This is a genomic window from Streptomyces sp. NPDC059567 (genome assembly GCF_042735655.1).
GTDB lineage: Bacteria > Actinomycetota > Actinomycetes > Streptomycetales > Streptomycetaceae > Streptomyces.
Genome location: NZ_JBHWBS010000052.1, coordinates 37,236 through 52,198, shown reverse-complemented (window position 1 = coordinate 52,198; position 14,963 = coordinate 37,236). Strand labels below are relative to the sequence as shown.

The following is a 14,963-nucleotide window of genomic DNA, read 5'->3' as shown; positions in this document are numbered from 1 at the left end:
CCGCCGTAATTCCGGGACCTTGCGGGCACGGCGAGCGGTTTCTGGCGGTAGTCCGTTCCGACGACGTCAGGGACCGGTCCCCGCTCGCGCGGGGGCCGGGCCCTGACGTCTGTGCGGGGCTACGGCGCCGGAACGATCCGGCCGGTCACCTCGCCGAGCGCGACCTGCGTACCGTCCGGGCCCGGCGCCCACGCGGTGAGCGTGACCACGTCGCCGTCCTCCAGGAACGTCCGCTTCCCGGTGGGGAGTTCGAGCGCGTCGCGGCCGTTCCACGTCAGCTCCAGCAGCGAGCCGCGCTGGTGCACCTCGGGGCCCGAGACCGTGCCGGAGCCGTACAGGTCACCGGTCCGCAGCGACGCTCCGTTGACCGTCATGTGGGCGAGCTGCTGGGCGGCCGTCCAGTACATCGTGGCGAACGGCGGTTCCGAGACGACCTCGCCGTTGATCTCGACCGTGATCCGCAGGTCGAAGCCGCCGAGCTCCTCGTCGGCGGAGTCGTCCAGGTACGGCAGCAGGTCGAAGTCCCGGGCAGGCGGCGCGGTACGGGCCGCGTCCAGGGCCTCCAGGGGGGTCACCCAGGCGGAGACGGACGTCGCGAACGACTTGCCGAGGAAGGGGCCGAGCGGCACGTACTCCCAGGCCTGGATGTCCCGCGCCGACCAGTCGTTGAGGAGCGTGAGCCCGAAGACGTGCTCACGGAAGTCGCCGAGCGGGACCGGCGTGCCGTGCGCGGAGGGGGTGCCGACGACGAAGCCGACCTCCGCCTCGATGTCCAGCTTCACCGAGGGGCCGAAGACGGGCGCCGGGTCCGTGGGTGCCTTGCGCTGCCCGGAGGGGCGTACGACATCGGTGCCGGAGACCACGACCGTGCCCGCGCGACCGTGGTAACCGATCGGCAGGTGCTTCCAGTTCGGCGTGAGCGCGTCGCCGTCGGGGCGGAAGATGTGGCCGACGTTGGTGGCGTGGTGCTCGCTCGCGTAGAAGTCGACGTAGTCCGCGACCTCGTACGGCAGGTGCATCGTGACCGAGTCCAGCGGGTGCAGCAGGGGCTCTATGTCCGGCCGGTGGGCGGGCACGGTCACCCAGGCGGTCAGCGCGCGGCGCACATCGCGCCAGGCGGTCCGTCCGGCGGCCAGCAGCGGGTTGAGGCTGGGCTGCGCGAGCAGCGCGGCGTAGGGGGACCCGAGGGCGTGCGCCGCGGCTCCCGCGTCGAGGACATGACCGCCGATGCGGACGCCGACCCTCCGCCGGTCGGGCTCGTCGGCGGTGGAGAAGACGCCGTACGGAAGGTTGTGCGGGCCGAAGGGATCGCCTTCGGCGAGGTCGAGCGGGGACTGCTCGGGCATCGGTGCTTGCCTCGCTTTCCACGGGTGTGGGGGACACGTTACGGGGCGGGCCGCTCGGCGCGGATGACATGGGTCACACAGAAAGTGGGGCCTCCGTGCACAACTGTCCATGTTCGCGTCCTTTATGCCTCCTGTGGGGCGGCTGTGTGACTGAGCGCGTTCAATTCCCCCTTCTCCAGAGCCTTATTCGGGTCATACGATCTCGACAACGTCGTGCCGCGTGAGGTCCCCGCAGGCGCGACTCCCATTTCTTTCATCTTCGTTCGACCAGAAAAGGTCCGCCTTGAAGATTCGCCGCATTCTCGCGACGGCCGTGGCCGCCGCCGTGACGACGCCCGTCGTCTTCCTCTCGGCCGCCCCGGCGTTCGCCGACAACAAGCCGGCCGCGCCGGCGCAGACGCAGGACCAGAAGCCGACGATCGAGCAGCTGAAGCTCGCGGCCGCCGCCGCGCAGAAGGCGTACGACGTCGCGGTCGTCGCCTACAACGACGCCGAGAAGGCGTTCGACGCACTCGGCAAGGCCGACCACCCGCTCGCGGTCGCTCGCGACGACGCGAAGAAGGCGGCTGCGGCCGCCGCCACCGCGAAGACCGACGCCGACGCCAAGGTGACCGAGACCGAGGCGGCGCTCGCGGCCCTGCCCGGGACCGCCACCGACGCGGAGAAGGCTGCCGCGCAGAAGGACGTCGACGACGCCAAGGCCGCGGCCGCGACCGCCGCCACCGCGAAGACCACCGCCGACACCAAGGCGACGGAGACCCAGGAGGCTCTCGAGGACGCGCGCGTCGATGGTGTTCGCACGATCGAGACGAAGCGCCTGGCCAAGGACGAGGCCCTCAAGACCCTCAAGGCCGCCGAGAAGGCGCTCGCCGACGCCGAGGCCGAGGAGGGCGAGGAGCCGGGCGAGGAGTGCGTCCCGGAGGCGAAGTTCACCACCGTCGTCCACGGCCTGCCCGAGAGGGTCGTCGCCGGCACCACCGTGAACTTCACGCTGCGCGTCACCAACGGCACCGACAAGAAGATGGACGAGGTGTACCCGTTCGCCGCCGTCCACGCCTTCGACGAGAAGGGCCTCAAGGAGCTCGACAAGTACCTCGACCTCGAGTGGTCCACCGCGGCCAACTCGAAGTGGCAGGACGTCGACCCGGGCGAGAGCCTGTTCGTCGGCTCGCTGAACGCCAAGTCCTCCACCGACGTGAAGCTGCGGCTGAAGCTCGACGCGAAGACCCCGGCCGGCCAGGGCGCGGCGTTCGTCGCCGGTGACTACTGGAACAACGACGAGTCCTGCGGTGGCACTCCGGACCTGGAGTACTACGAGTTCGCCATCCTGGCCAAGGGCAGCAACCCGGGCAAGGTGGACGACGCCAAGGGCAAGCCCGGCAACAGCAACACCACCGGGCAGGGCGGCACCTCCACCACCCCGGTGAACGGCGGAACCACCGGTTCCACCGACGGTTCGCTCGCCAAGACCGGTTCGAACGACGCCGTTCCGCAGATCGCCCTCGCGGGCGCCGCGGCCGTCGTCCTCGGTGCCGGTGCGATGTTCGTCGTCCGTCGCCGCAAGGCCGGCGCCGACGCCTGACACCTGGTGTCATAAGGGGCTCGAATTCCGTTCCGGAATGCGAGCCCCTTTCCTTTCCCGTTCATCCCGCCGTCCGCGGAATCCGTTTCTCCCACGTCCGGTGGAAGAGGACCTCCCCGCCCTCTTTGCACACCACCTCGTTCGACGTGACGAATACGTCCGCGTCGCAGGAGATCTCCGAACGCGAGTCGACCGTGACGTTCCACGCCGACTCCGGGCGGTGCAGTCGGATCGACCAGTCCGAGCGGGTACGGGCGGAGAGGGGATCGTCCTCGGTGATCGTGTACGTCTCCAGGGCCTCCTCGGTGGATTCCAGGCCGTCCGGATAGACCCGCGTGCCGCCGTACCGGGGGTCGACCTCCAGCCGCCACTCGCCCTTGGCCACGTCCCGCACCACCATCCGTTCCGGGCGGGGTTCCTCCAGGGTCGCCGGGATCACGACGCCCAGCGCTTCGGACTGCTCCGGCTCCTCCCACTCCACCGCGTCGTCCGTGTGCCGGCGGACCGGGAGCGTCAGGTTCGAGGCGGCCGGGTCGAGCGTGAAGCCCGCCGCGTCGGGCTGGGGCCAGATCCACGGCCAGTACGCGGAGGAGACCGCGAGCCGGACCCGGTGGCCGGGCGGGAAGGTGTGGCCGATGCCGTTCAGCTCGAAGACGTGGTCCTCCGCCTCGCCGAGCTGCGCCTCCACCGCGCGGTCCCGGCCGTAGCGGGCGGAGAGGTTCAGCACGCCCCGTGTGACGAGCGTCGAGGAGCCGTCCGGAGCGATGTCGCAGAGGCGGGCGATCACCTGCCCCGTCGGCGCGGCGGCGCGCAGCGACAGGCTCACCCGGGGCCGGCCCAGGATCTCGATCGGTGCGCCGTCCTCCGGGACCACGAAGTCGAAGCAGGCCGAATGGGCGTCCTCGTCGCGCTGGTCGGGCGGCAGGTCGGCGTCGTTGCCGAAGGGGAAGAAGCGGCCCGCGTCCAGGCCGGTCTGCTGGGGGGAGTCGACGAGCACCGGCTCGCCCTGGAAGGCGTACGTCACGGGGGTGACGTTCGGGGACGGCCAGGCGGGGTCGGCGACCCAGCGGCCCGGCAGCTCGGCGTAGACGGTGGCCGGCGGGTGGGACTCGCTGATCCAGGAACGCAGCAGCGGCTCCGCCATCACGTCGTTGTCCGTGCCCTTGAGGTGGTGGTCCCACCAGCGCAGGGTCTCCTGGAGGAAGCCGATCGCCGGGCCCGGCGGCAGACCGCGGTCCGGGTACTGGTGCGACCAGGGGCCGATGATCCCGCGCACCCGGTCCTGGGGGAGGTGCTCCACCAGCCGCAGCACGGTGTCCCGGTACGGGTCGTGCCAGCCGCCCACGGCCAGGACGGCCGCCCGGATCGCCCCGTAGTCCTCGCAGACGCTGCCGTGCCTCCAGTACGCGTCGCGCGTCTGGTGGGCGAGCCAGGTGTGGATGAACGGGTCCACCGCCTCCAGGCGCCGCAGCCACATCTCGCGCCACTCCTCGCCCACGTACCGCGGGTCCGGCGGCCGGGCGACGAAGGCGAGCATGGTGGCCGCCCAGGCGTGCATGTCCACGGCGAGGACGGAGCCGCCCATGTAGTGGACGTCGTTGTCGTACCGGTCGTCGGTCGAGCAGACGGTGACGATCGCCTTCAGCGGTTCCGGGGCGAGCGCGGCGATCCGGAGCGAGTTGAATCCGCCCCAGGAGATGCCGAACATGCCGACCTTCCCCGTGCACCAGGGCTGCTCGGCGAGCCAGTCCACCACCGCCACGCCGTCGGCCAGCTCGACGGCGTCGTACTCGTCGCCCGGCAGCCCCTCGCTGTTGCCGTGCCCGCGCACGTCGACGCGTACGGAGGCGTAGCCGTGCCCGGCGTACCAGGGGTGGCGCTGCCAGTCGCGGGGCGCCGTCCAGTCGGTGAGGCGGTACGGCAGGTACTCCAGGAGGGCCGGGACGGGCTCGTCGGTGACCGGCCGCCAGATCCGGGCGTAGAGCTTCGTCTTGTCGGGGAGCGGGATCCGGACATCTTCGTGGGTCGTCTCGTACGGGAAATCGGTACGGATGCGCATGGCGGACCAACCTCAGTGGACGGGGTGCATGGTGCGGCGCAGCCAGGGCGCGAGGGCGAACTCGGCCGCGTGCTTGCGCCCGGCCAGGTGACGGCGGCCGAGGACGTACTGGAGCAGGCCGAAGGCCATGCCGATGGCGGCGGCCGAGAAGCCCCGGCGGAAGCCCTGGCGGCCGGCGAGCCGGCCGCCGGCGACGGACACCGGATGGACCAGGGTGCCGTACGCGGCCGCGACGGAGGCGGACGTGCCGGGATCCGTGCCGAGGCCGTCGCTCGCGACCGTGTCGGCGAAGGAGAGGACGAGGACCGCCTGCATCCCGAGGAAGGAGAATCGCTCCTGGACCTCCAGGCCCGAGAGGGTGAGAGGACCCTTCGCCCGGCCGAAGAAGGCATGATCGTCTTCGGGTGGCGCTTGCTCGCCGTTCGTCTCGGAATCGATCACTGTTCGGGACAAAGCGCCTACTCCTGGTCGTATGAGCTGATCACGAACATACCGGGGGTGGCGGGAAGGCGCCCATGGTGATCGAAAGGCGACCGGATACGCTGACTTGAGTGAATCGAGCGACACATCGACAATCCGTGTGATCGTCAGCAGGCGTCAGCAGACAGGAGACCCCCTCGTGACCGTCGTCGGGCCGTTCGGTCTTAGCGTGCGGGACCAGGCTCTTGAGGCCGATGTCCAGACCGGATTGGCGGCCGTGGAGGCAGGGCTCCTCGACGCCACCAAGAGCGAGATCCCCTTCATCACGGAGGCCGCGCAGCATCTCGTCCTGGCGGGCGGCAAGCGCTTCAGGCCGCTGCTCGTGATGCTCGCCGCCCAGTTCGGTGACCCGTACGCGCCGGGCGTCGTGCCCTCGGCCGTCGTCGTCGAGCTCACCCACCTCGCCACGCTCTACCACGACGACGTCATGGACGAGGCGGACGTGCGGCGCGGCGTCGACTCCGCGAACACCCGATGGGGCAACTCGATCGCCGTCCTGACGGGTGACTTCCTCTTCGCCCGCGCCTCGCACACGCTGGCGGACCTCGGACCCGAGGCCGTACGCATCCAGTCGGAGGCGTTCGAACGTCTGGTCACCGGCCAGATCCTGGAGACCGCGGGCCCGCAGGGCGACCGCGACCCCGTCGACCACTATCTCGACGTCCTCGGCGGCAAGACCGGCTCGCTCGTCGCCGTCTCCTGCCGCTTCGGCGCGATGATGTCCGGCGCGGACGAGAGCGTCGTCGACATCCTCACCCAGTACGGCGAGCGCCTCGGCGTCGCCTTCCAGCTCGCCGACGACGTCCTCGACATCGCCTCCGACTCCCACGAGTCCGGCAAGACCCCCGGCACGGACCTGCGCGAAGGCATCCCGACCCTGCCGGTGCTCCACCTGCGCGCCGCCGCGGCGGCCCACGGGCGCCCGGAGGACGTGGAGCTGGTCGAGCTCGTCGACAGCGACCTCAGCGACGACGCACGCCACGCGGAGGCCCTGCGGCGGCTGCGCGTCCACCCCGCCCTGGAGCAGGCCCGCCGGGACACCGTGCGCTACGCCGAGGAGGCGCGGACGATGCTGGCCCCGCTGCCCGAGGGGTACGCCAAGTCGGCTCTGCAGGAACTTTGCGACGCGGTGGTCCACCGCGCGGGCTAGGTCCTGCCCAGGGACTCTCAGGGTCGGGTCATCCCTCAGCAGTACGCCAGGTTGCGCCCGGGGGCTGACGATTCCGCCTTCCGTCTTTGGTCAGATGGAGTCATCGACCACGGAGGTAGGGACAGACCATGGCAGACAACCGTAAGGCGAGCCGCTACATCGTCCCGGTCGCGGTGGCCGGAGTGGCCGCTGCGACCATCGGGCTCGTACCGGCTCTCGCGGCGTCCGGCGACCCGGACCTGCCGGAGATCACGGCCCAGCAGCTGATCGAGAAGATCGCCGCGTCGGAGACGCAGACGCTCTCCGGCACGTTCAAGGTGAGCACCGACCTGGGCCTGCCGTCGGTGGCGGGCCTGGCCGGCTCGCTCGGCGGCGGCTCGGGCTCCGCTTCCGCGGACCCGCAGGAGAAGCTGACGCAGCTCGTCTCGGGCACGCACACGCTGCGCGTGGCCGCCGACGGCCCGGACCGGCAGAAGCTGACGATCCTGGACGGCTCGGACGAGTACAGCCTCATCCACAACGGCGACGACGTGTGGGGCTACGACAGCAAGTCGAACGAGGTCTTCCACGAGAAGACGGACGGGGCCGGCAAGGCGCCGGAGAAGGAGCTTCCGGCCACACCGAAGGAGCTCGCCGACGAGATCCTGAAGGCCGCGGACGGCACCACGTCGATCACGGTGGGCGGCACGGCGAAGGTGGCCGGCCGCGACGCGTACCAGCTCGTCATCAAGCCGAAGCAGAGCGGCTCGATGGTCGAGTCGGTGAAGGTCGCGGTGGACGCGCAGAACGGCACCCCGCTGAAGTTCACCCTTGCCTCGGTCGACGGCGGCAAGCCGGTGGTCGACGCGGGCTTCACGAAGGTCGACTTCGGCAAGCCGGCGGCGTCGACGTTCGACTTCAAGGCGCCGAAGGGCGCCAAGGTGACGGAGGGCGGGCCGGAGAACGAGAAGGCCCCCGAGCACTTGGGGAAGGAGTTCGGGAAGCAGTTCGGCGGCCTTGGGGACCTCGGCGCCGGCGAGGGACCGAACGTGATCGGCGAGGGCTGGACCTCGATCGCGACGTTCGACACCGGCGCCGCCGCCCCGAAGACGGACGAGGCCCCGAAGGAGGTCCAGGGCTTCCTGGACGCCCTCGGGGACAAGGTCACCGGGAAGTTCGGTTCGGGCACGGTCTTCAAGACGAAGATCGTCAACGTGCTGATGACGGACGACGGCAAGGTGTACGCCGGCGCGGTCACGAAGGACGCGCTCGTGGACGCGGCGAACGCCGCGAAGTAGGGCGCGTTGGGACCCCGGGCGGGTCGGGGGCGATGGTCACCGACCCACCCGGGAGTTCTGCTGTTACGGGAACGTCAGCTTGAAGCTGTTGATGTAGCCCGTGTCCTGCGCGGCCCGGTCCTGGACGCGGAGCTTCCAGGCGCCGTTGGCGACCTCCGAGGAGGCGTTCACGGTGTAGGTCTGGACGATGTTGTCGGCGCTGCCGCCGGAGCGGTTGTGCACGTTGTAGACCGACCCGTCGGGGGCGACGAGGTCGACGACGAGGTCACCGCGGTAGGTGTGGACGATGTTCACGTCGACCTTGAGGGCGGAGGGCGCGTTGCCCGTGATGCCGGTGACGTCGACCGTGGAGGTCACCGCGGCGCCGTTGTCCGGGATCGACACGTCGGCCGCGTTCTCGAAGACCTTGCCGGGCGGCGGGGTGGTCGTACCGGCCGACAGCGTCCAGATCGCGTGGGCGACGGCGTCGCTGTTGCGGTCGAGGGCGGTGTCGTTGATGTTCGACGTCGAGTCGCAGGAGGAGTGGTAGCAGCGGTCGAAGGCCGTGGCCGTGCCGCCCCACTTCTGCACCTGGGCGCTGGACTTCACCCGGCTGGCACCGGTGAACAGACCGCCGACGGGGATGCCGACGTTCTTGAACGAGGCGTGGTCGGAGCGGCCGTCGCCCTCGGTCTCGATCTCGGTGGGCACGCCGAGGCCGGCGAAGTAGTCCTTGAAGGTCTGCTCGATCGTCGGGTCGTCGTCGTAGACGAAGTAGCCCGGGTTCGGCGAGCCGATCATGTCGAAGTTCAGGTAGCCGGAGACCTTGGAGCGCTCGGCCGTCGGCAGGTTGTTCACGTAGTACTTCGAGCCGACGAGACCGAGCTCCTCGGCGCCCCACCAGCCGAAGCGGAGATGCTTCGTGGGCTGGAAGCCCGCCCGGGAGACGGCGAGCGCGGTCTCGAGGACGGCGGCGGAACCGGAGCCGTTGTCGTTGATGCCGGCGCCGGAGGTGACGGAGTCGAGGTGCGCTCCGGCCATGAGGACCTGGTTCGGGTCACCGCCCGGCCAGTCGGCTATCAGGTTGTAGCCGGTGGCGCCGCTGGAGGTGAACTGCTGGACGGTGGTGGTGTATCCGGCCGCGTCCAGCTTGGCCTTCACGAAGTCGATGGACGCCTTGTAGCCGGTACGGCCGTGGGCGCGGTTGCCGCCGTTGGCGGAGGCGATCGACTGGAGGTCGGTGAGGTGCTGCTTGACGTTGGCGAGCGGGATGTCGGGCGCGGCGGCCGCTGAGGGAGCCGCGTTCGCGGAAGCGCCGGTGAACCCGGCGAGGGCGAGCGCGGCGACGGCGGAGAGCGCGGCGGCGCGTCTGGGCACGGAGAACTTCATGTGGGGGCTCCGGATTCCGAACGGGGATGGGACGGAAACGTGCGAGACGCCCCGCGGCTTGGGAGCCACGAGGCGCTGGAGCTGTGCATGGTGCGATTGTGCGACGTACGTCTGTGCGTGCTGAATGTTCAGTGCGAAGGTGACTCGCCGTCAAGAGCGGAAACCGGTCAGGGGCGTTCGCTCATCGGACGGCCCCGCCGACCGGGCGTTCTCGACGACGAGTCCGACGTCCGAAGGCGCTGGAAGCGGTCCGCGTGCTCGGCCGCCCATCGGGTGAACGTGCGCGCCGGGCGCCCGGTGACCCGCTCCACGGTGTCGACCCTCGGCGAGCCCCGCCGTCACCGTGATGTGCAGCCGGCTGACGCCGTCGAGGGCGGCGTCCAGGCCCTCCGGCGCCGTGTGTGTCCCGGCCACCGGCTCCACCCGGCCGGTAACCGTCCCGCGGCCCCGGCCGGATCCCGTGTCAGTGCCCGTACCCGCTCTCCTCGGCGGACCAGCTCCGCCACCACGTGCCGGCCGGTGTTCCCCGTGGCACCCGTCACCAATGTCGTCATGGTCGAACTCCCTTCGTCGCGGCGACGGTAGGAGCTCAACCGCGGTCGAGGTCAACTGAGGGTGGCCGGCGCCTCGTCGTGCCTGGCGAGGAGCAGCTCCTGGCGCTTGTCGTCCTTGGCCCACCAGGTGCGCGCACCGGGCTTGCGCGCCTCGTACCCCAGCTGCCAGACGGTGCTCTTGCAGATGAGCTCCTTGAGCTTGGCGCCCGGGCGCCCGCCGAGGTAGAGCTTCTTCGGGGTGTCGTCCTTGTGGGAGACCTGGAAGACGCCGAAACGGCGCCCCAGGCTGATGCACTGGCCGGCGAACCCCACGTCGACGGGGGCGGGCCGCTCACCCGCGATCCGGCTGAGTACGGTCTCGGCGGCCTGCGGGCCCAGCTGGACCGCGGACTGGCAGCCCATCCGGAACGGCAGGTCCGACGGGGCCGCCGAGTCCCCGGCGGCGACGATGCGTTCGTCGTCCACGCTCGTCAGCGTCTCGTCCGTGAGCAGGCGGCCCAGGGCGTCGGTGCTCAGCCCGCTGCGCGCGGCCAGGTCCGGCACGCCGAACCCGGCGGTCCAGACGGTCACCTGGCTCGGCAGCTCGCGGCCGTCGGCGAGCCGCACGGCATCGCGCGTCACCGCCGTCACCTTCGCCCCGGGGCCCTCGATCACGGTCACACCGAGTGCGGCCATCCGCCCGGCGACCGAGCGCCGGCCCCGGGGGTGCAGATACGGACCGAGGACGTCGCCGCACACCAGAGTCACCGTGCGGCCCGTCTCCGCCAGCTCGGCGGCGGTCTCGATGCCGCTCGGACCGCCTCCGACGACGGTCACGGCGGCCGACGCGGCCTCGACGACCGACCGCAGCCGCTCGGCCTCCTCCAGACCGGCGATCGGGTAGGCGAACTCGGCGGCTCCGGGCACGCGCGGGTCGGCGCTGCCGCTGCCCACCGCGTAGACCAGGTAGTCGTAGTCGACCGTGCCGCCGGTCTCCAGGACCAGGCTGCGCTCGGCCGCGTCGATCCGGGTCACGCTGTCGACGACCCGTCCGACGCCCTCGGCCAGGACCTTGCGGTACTCGACGATCGCGTCGTCGGACCCTCCCACCAGCTGGTGCAGGCGGATCCGCTCGACGAACGTGGCGCGCGGGTTGATCAGCGTCACGGTCACGTCGTCGCGCCGGGTCAGGCGATTGGCCGCCATCACGCCGGAGTATCCGCCGCCGATCACGACAACCTTCGTGTTCCTGGTCATGGTGTCTCCTCCGCTTCCGGTGTGTTCGCCCTTCGCCCTCAAGACACCGCGCGGCCGACGGTTGTGACATCGGTGAGCCGGATCGGCGCATATGTGAGCCGGATCACCACGCAGGGGCGCCCCTCACCCGGAACACGGCGTCCGAATGCCGCCAGCGCGTCCCGGGCGGGCGCGTGAGGCTGGGCCCATGACCACCTACACCGCATGCCCCATCGAGCCCGCCGCCCTCGCCGAACTCCGGGCCGTGGACGACGCCGGGCAGCCCTGTGTCCCGTACACCGCCACCGAGGGCGGGAGCCCGCTGCGCTGCTGTCTGCGGCCCTTCTCGGAAGGGGAGAGGATCGCGCTCGTCTCGTACGCGCCGCTGCGCCGCTGGGCCGCCGAGACCGGGGCGGCACCCGGGGCGTACGACGAGCAGGGGCCGGTCTTCATCCACGCGGAGGAGTGCGCCGGGCCGGCGGCCGGCCCGGAGGCGTACCCCTTCGACCGGCCCGGCGCTCTGCGCACCCTGCGCCGCTACGACTCCGAGGGGCGGATCGTCGGCGGCCGGCTCCTGGAGATCCCGGCCGAGGCGACCGAGGGCTTCGACAAGGCCTTCGCGGAGGCGTTCGCCGACCCCCAGGTGGCGCTCGTGCACGTCAGGGCCGTCGAGTACGGCTGCTTCCAGTTCGAGGTGCGGCGCGCCTGAACGTCACTGCACGCAGAACTCGTTGCCCTCCGGGTCCGTCATGACCACCCACGCGCCCCCAGGCTCCTCCACCCGGCGCAGGACGGAGGCGCCCAGGGCCTCCAGGCGCTCGACCTCGGTGTCCCGGGTGCCCGGGGCCACGTGGAGGTCGGGATGCAGGCGGTTCTTGACGGTCTTCCGCTCCGGGACGCGCTGGAAGAGGATCCGGCGGCCATGGCCGATGCCGGTCGCCTCCTCGTAGGGGTCGTCCGGATGGCGCACGGCGATCAGATCGCGGAAGGCGAGACGGCCGGAGACCGTGACGGTCAGGTCGGGCGGGAGCGCGCCGAGGTCGAGAAGGCGCTTGATGTGGGCGCTGTTGTCCTCCTCCAGATAGCCGAGGGCGCCGGCCCAGAACGCGGCCTGCGCGTGCGGGTCGGCGGCGTCGATCACGAGCTTCCAATGGAGTGCGGTCATGTAACCAGTTATAGTGGTTTCGTGATCCAGGACACAACCGGCATGACCCTGATTCACCCCGATGGACAGGTGTTCCGCTTCGACGCGGGCGCGCTCTGTCTGGAGCTGCTGCTCACAGGGGGTCCCGGGCCGGTGGCCGCGCGGTTCGAGGTCCTCGACTCGGCGGAGGGGCTGCGGGACTGGGTCCGGCGGTGCCGGCTCGGGCCCGATCTCGACGTGACGGTCACGGCGCGCGAGCTGGCGCGGGTACGGGAGGTGCGGGACGCCCTGTGGGGGCTCGCGCACGCCCGTACGAACGGCCATGCCTGTGCGCCGGAGGGCCTCGCCCTCGTCAACGAGGCCGCGGCCCGGCCGCCGCTCGTCCCGCGCATGACCGCCGCCGGGGCGCATGCCTGGGCTCCGGGGGCCACCGCGACCGCCCTGCTCTCGATGGTCGCCCGCGACGCCGTCGACCTGTTCACCGGCCCCCACGCCGACCGGATCCGCGAATGCGGCGCCGACGACTGCGCCCTGCTGTTCGTCGACACCTCCCGCCCCGGGCGCCGCCGTTGGTGCGCCATGGAGCGCTGCGGCAACCGGCACAAGGTGCGGGCGCACCGGGCCCGCGCTCACGGCGAGGGAGAGGCCGCGCTGCCGTAGAGCCCTGAGTCGCCGCGCTCCGGGTCAGACCGCGGCCGCCTCCGCCGCCTCCTTCGCGTCGTACGCCTCGCGCGCCGCCGCGATCTCGTTCTGGTGGTGCTCCGTCCATGTCACGAGCGAGCGGATCGTCGTGTGCAAGGTCCCACCCAGCGGCGTCAGTTCGTACTCCACGCGCGGCGGCACCACCGGATGCACCGTCCGCTTCACCAGGCCGTCCCGCTCCAACTGGCGCAGCGTGACCGTCAGCATCCGCTGGCTGATCCCGTCGATCTCCCGCCGCAGCTCCGTGAAGCGCAGCTTGCGGCGGTCGAGCAGGGCGATGACCAGCAAGGACCACTTGTCGGCGACCCGGTCGAGGATCTGGCGCACCTCGCAGTCCTCCCGTGTGTCCCACTGGAAGGGATCCGTGTCGCCCTCCTGTCCCTCGGCGTAGGTGACTTCGCAGTGACTCGGTGACTTCAAAGTGCCTTCTTCCATGGCATCGAATGCTGCCGCAGGATGCAGGTGGTTACAAGAGAGAACCGACCCTCTGGCCGGTAACCACCCCTCCCCCTTCCTGCCTGGAGGCAGCCATGTCCGCATCCATGCCCGCACGCGCCTGGGCCCTCCTCCTCGTCCTCTGCGGAACGATCTTCCTGGAGGGCATCGACGTCGCCATGCTCGCCGTGGCGGTGCCGAGCATCAGATCCGATCTGGACCTGTCCACCGGCACCGCGGCCTGGGTGATGTCGGCGTACGTCCTCGGCTACGCCGGCTTCACCCTCCTCGGGGGGCGCGCCGCCGACCTCCTCGGCCGCCGCCGGATGTTCCTCGGCTGGCTCACCGTCTTCCTGCTCTTCTCCGGTCTCGGCGGCTTCGCGACCGAGGGCTGGATGCTGATCACGGCCCGCTTCGCGACGGGCGTCGCCGCCGCGTTCATGACCCCCGCCGCGATGTCGATCATCACCACCTCCTACGAGGAGGGCCCGCAGCGCAACCAGGCGCTGCTGGTCTTCGCGGGAACGGCCGCCGGAGGCTTCACCCTCGGACTCGTCATCGGCGGGCTGCTCACCCAGCTCGGCTGGCGCTGGGTCTTCTTCGCACCGGTCCTGCTCGCCGCCGCCGTCCTGCTCGCCGCGGTGCGGCTGGTCCCCAGGGAGGCGCGGCCCGAGAAGGCGGCCGGCGGCTTCGACCTGGCGGGCGCACTGACGGCCGCGGGGGCCATGCTGCTGCTCGCCTTCGGGATCGTCCGGCTGGAGCACGGCCTCGACGGCTGGCCGCTGACCGCGCTGGTCGCCGCCGCCGGCCTCGTCCTCGCCGGGGTCTTCGTCGCCGTCGAACGCCGGGCCGCCGCCCCGCTCGTACGCCTCGGGCTGCTCCGCAAGGCGTCCACCGTCCGGGCCGACCTCGGGGCGCTGCTGTTCGTCGGCTCGTTCTTCGGCTTCCAGTTCGTCGCCACGCTCTACCTCCAGGAGCTGCGCGGCTGGTCCTCCCTGGAGACCGCGTTCGCCCTGCTCGTCATGGGCGTCGACGCGATCCTCGCCCCGACGCTGACCCCGCGGCTCGTGACGCGGTTCGGCAACGCCCGGGTGATCCTCGGCGGGTTCGTGCTCGCGATCGGCTCGTACGCGCTGTTCCTGCCGGTCGGCCCGGACTGGTCGTACGCGGCGATGTTCCCGACCCTGCTGCTGACCGGGCTCGCCTTCGCCCTCGCGTACGGACCGCTGACGATCGCCGCCACCGACGGCATCGCGGAGGAGGAGCAGGGTCTCGCGAGCGGGCTGCTGACGACCGCGGTGCAGTTCGGCTCGGCGGTCGGCATCTCGGCGGTGACGGCGGTGTACGGGATCGCCGGCGGCGGCCTCGACGGGTTCCGGGCGGCGCTGGTGGTGCCGCTGGCCATGGTGGCGATCGGTGCGGCGGTCGCGGCGACCGGCGTACGGGCGCCCGGGGCGGCCCACCCGCCCGAGGTTCCGGAAGCCGCGCCCAAGGTCACCGTCTCCTGACCGCGTGACGCACGCATGCCCCGGGCCGCGGGGTTGTGCTACCCGGGGCGGGGGCGGGGGGGGGGGGGAGTGTGGGGGGCAGGTCGAAGTAGTGGGGGCGGGCCCGGTGCCGGGCCCCGCGGGGGCGGGCGTGGTGTGCTCGG

12 protein-coding genes and 2 pseudogenes are annotated in these 14,963 nt (G+C 71.4%); 6 read left to right on the top strand and 8 right to left on the bottom strand.

What is annotated here, in order from left to right; all coding sequences use genetic code 11:
- Positions 1-119 precede the first annotated feature (119 nt).
- The gene (gene fahA, locus ACFVZW_RS22735) at positions 120-1,346 is read right to left on the bottom strand and encodes a fumarylacetoacetase (protein WP_384524005.1); all 1,227 of its coding nucleotides are present in this window, start codon (positions 1,344-1,346) and stop codon (positions 120-122) included.
- A gap of 283 nt (positions 1,347-1,629) precedes the next feature.
- On the opposite strand from fahA, the gene ACFVZW_RS22730 reads away from it, so the two are divergent.
- The gene (locus tag ACFVZW_RS22730; protein WP_384524002.1) at positions 1,630-2,928 is read left to right on the top strand and encodes an LPXTG cell wall anchor domain-containing protein; all 1,299 of its coding nucleotides are present in this window, start codon (positions 1,630-1,632) and stop codon (positions 2,926-2,928) included.
- 61 nt (positions 2,929-2,989) lie between these two features.
- On the opposite strand, the gene ACFVZW_RS22725 is transcribed toward ACFVZW_RS22730, so the two are convergent.
- Both ACFVZW_RS22725 and ACFVZW_RS22720 read right to left on the bottom strand, forming a co-directional pair.
- Complete coding sequence (locus ACFVZW_RS22725; protein ID WP_384523999.1) at positions 2,990-4,987, bottom strand: CocE/NonD family hydrolase; 1,998 nt, start codon at positions 4,985-4,987, stop codon at positions 2,990-2,992.
- Between the two features lie 45 nt (positions 4,988-5,032).
- Positions 5,033-5,440, bottom strand: a pseudogene (locus tag ACFVZW_RS22720) (MFS transporter); the annotation flags it as partial.
- Positions 5,441-5,606: 166 nt separating this feature from the next.
- Between ACFVZW_RS22720 and ACFVZW_RS22715 the strand changes: the two are divergent.
- Together ACFVZW_RS22715 and ACFVZW_RS22710 are read left to right on the top strand one after the other, a co-directional pair.
- Positions 5,607-6,617: a polyprenyl synthetase family protein gene (locus ACFVZW_RS22715; RefSeq protein WP_384523996.1), complete on the top strand. Its 1,011-nt coding sequence runs from the start codon at positions 5,607-5,609 to the stop codon at positions 6,615-6,617.
- Positions 6,618-6,745: 128 nt separating this feature from the next.
- Positions 6,746-7,894 carry an outer membrane lipoprotein carrier protein LolA gene (locus ACFVZW_RS22710; protein WP_384523993.1) on the top strand — a complete coding sequence of 383 codons (1,149 nt, stop codon included), beginning with the start codon at positions 6,746-6,748 and terminating at the stop codon, positions 7,892-7,894.
- 63 nt (positions 7,895-7,957) lie between these two features.
- Here ACFVZW_RS22710 and ACFVZW_RS22705 read toward each other — a convergent pair whose 3' ends face one another.
- The 3 genes and pseudogenes from ACFVZW_RS22705 to ACFVZW_RS22695 all read right to left on the bottom strand — a co-directional run bounded on the left by ACFVZW_RS22705 (position 7,958) and on the right by ACFVZW_RS22695 (position 11,052).
- Positions 7,958-9,262: a M28 family metallopeptidase gene (locus ACFVZW_RS22705; RefSeq protein WP_384523990.1), complete on the bottom strand. Its 1,305-nt coding sequence runs from the start codon at positions 9,260-9,262 to the stop codon at positions 7,958-7,960.
- Positions 9,263-9,592: 330 nt separating this feature from the next.
- Positions 9,593-9,816 (bottom strand): annotated as a pseudogene (locus tag ACFVZW_RS22700) (SDR family oxidoreductase); the annotation flags it as partial.
- A gap of 51 nt (positions 9,817-9,867) precedes the next feature.
- The gene (locus tag ACFVZW_RS22695; protein ID WP_384523987.1) at positions 9,868-11,052 is read right to left on the bottom strand and encodes an NAD(P)/FAD-dependent oxidoreductase; all 1,185 of its coding nucleotides are present in this window, start codon (positions 11,050-11,052) and stop codon (positions 9,868-9,870) included.
- A 187-nt stretch (positions 11,053-11,239) separates the two neighbouring features.
- Between ACFVZW_RS22695 and ACFVZW_RS22690 the strand changes: the two genes are divergently transcribed.
- On the top strand, positions 11,240-11,740 hold the full coding sequence (locus ACFVZW_RS22690; RefSeq protein ID WP_384523984.1) for a DUF1203 domain-containing protein: 501 nt from the start codon (positions 11,240-11,242) through the stop codon (positions 11,738-11,740).
- Between the two features lie 3 nt (positions 11,741-11,743).
- On the opposite strand, the gene ACFVZW_RS22685 is transcribed toward ACFVZW_RS22690, so the two are convergent.
- Positions 11,744-12,196: a VOC family protein gene (locus ACFVZW_RS22685; RefSeq protein WP_384523982.1), complete on the bottom strand. Its 453-nt coding sequence runs from the start codon at positions 12,194-12,196 to the stop codon at positions 11,744-11,746.
- A gap of 42 nt (positions 12,197-12,238) precedes the next feature.
- Between ACFVZW_RS22685 and ACFVZW_RS22680 the strand changes: the two genes are divergently transcribed.
- Positions 12,239-12,835, top strand: coding sequence for a CGNR zinc finger domain-containing protein (locus ACFVZW_RS22680; protein WP_384524022.1), 597 nt, complete (start codon positions 12,239-12,241; stop codon positions 12,833-12,835).
- Positions 12,836-12,859: 24 nt separating this feature from the next.
- Here ACFVZW_RS22680 and ACFVZW_RS22675 read toward each other — a convergent pair whose 3' ends face one another.
- Positions 12,860-13,312: a winged helix-turn-helix transcriptional regulator gene (locus ACFVZW_RS22675; RefSeq protein WP_384523979.1), complete on the bottom strand. Its 453-nt coding sequence runs from the start codon at positions 13,310-13,312 to the stop codon at positions 12,860-12,862.
- A gap of 107 nt (positions 13,313-13,419) precedes the next feature.
- Between ACFVZW_RS22675 and ACFVZW_RS22670 the strand changes: the two genes are divergently transcribed.
- Positions 13,420-14,820: an MFS transporter gene (locus tag ACFVZW_RS22670; protein ID WP_384524019.1), complete on the top strand. Its 1,401-nt coding sequence runs from the start codon at positions 13,420-13,422 to the stop codon at positions 14,818-14,820.
- Positions 14,821-14,963 lie beyond the last annotated feature (143 nt).

What these genes read in the sequence shown, in the direction of transcription:
- ACFVZW_RS22670 (WP_384524019.1), top strand. Translation starts at nt 13,420, where the DNA reads ATGCCCGCACGCGCCTGGGCCCTCCTCCTCGTCCTCTGCGGAACGATC.
- ACFVZW_RS22705 (WP_384523990.1), bottom strand. Translation starts at nt 9,262, where the DNA reads ATGAAGTTCTCCGTGCCCAGACGCGCCGCCGCGCTCTCCGCCGTCGCC.
- ACFVZW_RS22675 (WP_384523979.1), bottom strand. Translation starts at nt 13,312, where the DNA reads ATGGAAGAAGGCACTTTGAAGTCACCGAGTCACTGCGAAGTCACCTAC.
- ACFVZW_RS22685 (WP_384523982.1), bottom strand. Translation starts at nt 12,196, where the DNA reads ATGACCGCACTCCATTGGAAGCTCGTGATCGACGCCGCCGACCCGCAC.
- ACFVZW_RS22710 (WP_384523993.1), top strand. Translation starts at nt 6,746, where the DNA reads ATGGCAGACAACCGTAAGGCGAGCCGCTACATCGTCCCGGTCGCGGTG.
- ACFVZW_RS22680 (WP_384524022.1), top strand. Translation starts at nt 12,239, where the DNA reads ATGACCCTGATTCACCCCGATGGACAGGTGTTCCGCTTCGACGCGGGC.
- ACFVZW_RS22695 (WP_384523987.1), bottom strand. Translation starts at nt 11,052, where the DNA reads ATGACCAGGAACACGAAGGTTGTCGTGATCGGCGGCGGATACTCCGGC.
- ACFVZW_RS22690 (WP_384523984.1), top strand. Translation starts at nt 11,240, where the DNA reads ATGACCACCTACACCGCATGCCCCATCGAGCCCGCCGCCCTCGCCGAA.
- ACFVZW_RS22725 (WP_384523999.1), bottom strand. Translation starts at nt 4,987, where the DNA reads ATGCGCATCCGTACCGATTTCCCGTACGAGACGACCCACGAAGATGTC.
- fahA (WP_384524005.1), bottom strand. Translation starts at nt 1,346, where the DNA reads ATGCCCGAGCAGTCCCCGCTCGACCTCGCCGAAGGCGATCCCTTCGGC.